Raw genomic sequence first — 2652 nt, 5'->3', positions numbered from 1 at the left:
CCCGGATGCCGCCATCGAGCGCAGCATCGCCGTCGCCGTCCGTGCCCCATCCGCCGCCGAGCCCGGCATCCGTCGCCTCGCCGCCGTCATCGAGGACGCGGCGGCCGACCGTCTCGCCGAGCGCGCCCGGCTGCGGCACTGAGCACACCCCCAGACGAAGGAGACCGCCGTGCCGAAGGAGACCGCCATGCCGATCAGCCCCCGCGCCGAACGCCTCCGCCACGCGATCTACACGCAGCTCGCCGAACACGGCACCCTGCAGACCCGCGACGCGCTCGCCGCCGAGCTCGGCCTGACCTCGGCCGAGTACAAGCTGGCACTGGCCGAGCTGGCCGATGCCCACCACGTCGTGCTGGACGGCGGCGAGGTCGTGCTGGCTCACCCCTTCGCCACCCGCTCCTTCCGCTTCTCGGTGATGGGCCCGCGCACCCTCTGGTGGGGAGGATGCGCCTGGGACGCCTTCGCGATCCCCCACCTGGTGCGGGGCTCCCCCGCGGTACTCGTCGCCACCACCTGCCCAGCCTGCGCGACGGCCCACGCCTGGACCGTCACGAACGAGGCCCCACCGGCCGGTGATCAGCTCGCCCACTTCCTCGTGCCGACAGCGCAGATCTGGCCGGATGCCGCCCACGCCTGCGCGAACCAGCAGATCTTCTGCTCCGAGCAGTGCATCGCCGAGTGGCTGGAGCGCACCGGCAACACCCGCGGCTCCGTGCTCTCGCTGACCACCCTCTGGCGCCTCGCCGCCCACTGGTACGAGGGGCGCCTCGGCACGCCGTACGAGCGCCGGGAGCCGACGCAGGCCGCCGACTACTTTCGCAGTGTCGGCCTGAGCGGCGGCTTCTGGGGGCTCGGCGCCGGCGCGGAGGGCTAGGACTGGCGAACGGGGCTGGCTCGCGCGTCTAGAGTCGAAGGCGACCTTTTCTGCGCGGCCCGACCGCGGGCCCCAACTGCTGGAGCCCCCGCATGAGCCTGATCAGGCTGCACGATGTTGCCGTCCGTTTCGAGAACACCCAGATCCTGCGCGAGGCCTTCCTCCGCCTGGAGACCGGGGAGCGGATCGGCCTGATCGGCAAGAACGGCTCCGGCAAGTCCACCATCCTCAAGCTCATCCTCGAGCAGGTGGCCCCGGACACCGGCACCGTCACGCTTGAGCAGGGTGTGAAGATCGGCTACTTCTCGCAGTTCTCCGAACTGGACGGCAGCGCCACCATCCTCGAGGTTCTCGACGGCCTGTTCGCGCACGTCACCGAGATCGAGGCCGAGCTGGCCGAGATCGACGCCGCCATCGCCGCCGGGCCGGATGCCGACGAGCTCGACCGGCTGATCCACCGCCAGGCCGCCCTGTTCGAGCAGATGGACCATGTCGACGGCTGGGACTACAAGCGCCACATCGACACCGCGCTCACCACCCTCGGCTTCAACGAGGCGCACCGCACCAGCCCGATCGACCAGCTCTCCGGCGGCTGGCGCAACCGCGCAGCCCTGGCCAAGATCCTGCTCGAGCGCCCCGACGTGCTGCTGCTGGACGAGCCGACGAACTTCCTCGACGTCGCCGGCGTGGAGTGGCTGGAATCCTGGTTCCGCGACTTCCGCGGCGCGGCGATCATCGTCTCGCACGACCGCAAGTTCCTGGACTCGGTGGTCACCCGCATCGTCGAGCTGGAGAACTTCCACCTGCACGAGTACCCCGGCAACTTCGGCGAGTACGTCGTGCAGAAGCAGTTCCGCCTGAAGAACCTGCAGTCCCAGTTCGTGCATGAGTCCGAGCTGCTCGCCTTCGAGTCCGAGGGCATTGCCGACCGGCGGGAGGCCGCGAAGGCAGGCAGCAAGGGGCTCGATCGGAAGCTGGCATCCGTCAAGAAGTCGCGCGCCCCGCGCCCCGTCGACGAGATCATCACCGAGATCTACCGCGCCCTGCATGTGAAGGACGTGCTCTGTCGGGTGGAGGGCATCGGCAAGTCCTATGGCGACCGCACTCTGTTCGAGGACCTCAGCTTCGAGATCCGGCGCGGCAACCGCTACGTCGTGCTGGGCGCGAACGGCAGCGGCAAGTCCACCCTGCTCAAGGTGCTCACCGGCGAGGAGAAGGCGGATGCCGGCAAGGTCAACTGGGCCGGCGGGGTCAGCATCGTCTCCTACAACCAGATGCTCGACGAGCTCGACCCGGAGGACACCGTCAGCCACGCCGTGAACGCGCTGCCCGGCAGCCTCGCCTTCTCCGCCACCCGCAAGTCGGTCAACCGGTTCCTCGCCATGTTCCAGTTCTCCGAGGCCGACCTCAAGCAGAAGATCGGCGCCCTCTCCGGCGGCCAGCGGGCCCGCGTCGCAATGGCGCAGTGCCTGCTCTCCGGCGCCTCCGTGCTGCTGCTGGATGAGCCGACGAACCACCTGGACATGTCCAGCACCCAGGTGATGGAGCGCGCCCTCGTGCACTTCCCCGGCGCCATCGTCACGGTCAGCCACGACCGCTTCTTCAGCGAGAAGATCGCCAACCGCTACCTGGTGTTCGGGGCGGATGCCGCGGCCCCCAGCGCGGTCGCCGTCCGGGCCGCCTAGCCGGCGGGCCCGCAGTCCGGGCCGCGTGGCCGGCGCTATCGCCGTTCGGGCCGCGTAGCCGGCGCGGGCCGCCGTCCGGGCCGCGTAGCCGGC

General features: G+C 70.2%; 2 protein-coding genes. Both read left to right on the top strand.

Annotated elements, in window-relative coordinates:
- Nucleotides 1–169: 169 nt before the first annotated feature.
- A complete protein-coding gene (gene merB / locus GY24_RS17185; RefSeq protein WP_202972976.1) occupies nucleotides 170–874 on the top strand; it encodes an organomercurial lyase in 705 nt (234 codons plus the stop codon).
- Between the two features lie 92 nt (nucleotides 875–966).
- Nucleotides 967–2559, top strand: a complete 1593-nt coding sequence (locus GY24_RS17180) for an ABC-F family ATP-binding cassette domain-containing protein (RefSeq protein ID WP_104477839.1) — start codon at nucleotides 967–969, stop codon at nucleotides 2557–2559.
- The last annotated feature ends 93 nt before the right edge of the window (nucleotides 2560–2652 follow it).

The organism is Microterricola pindariensis, from assembly GCF_002936985.1.
Lineage (GTDB): Bacteria > Actinomycetota > Actinomycetes > Actinomycetales > Microbacteriaceae > Microterricola > Microterricola pindariensis.
This window is presented reverse-complemented; position numbering and strand designations above follow the sequence as displayed.

What these genes read in the sequence shown, in the direction of transcription:
- GY24_RS17180 (WP_104477839.1), top strand. Translation starts at nt 967, where the DNA reads ATGAGCCTGATCAGGCTGCACGATGTTGCCGTCCGTTTCGAGAACACC.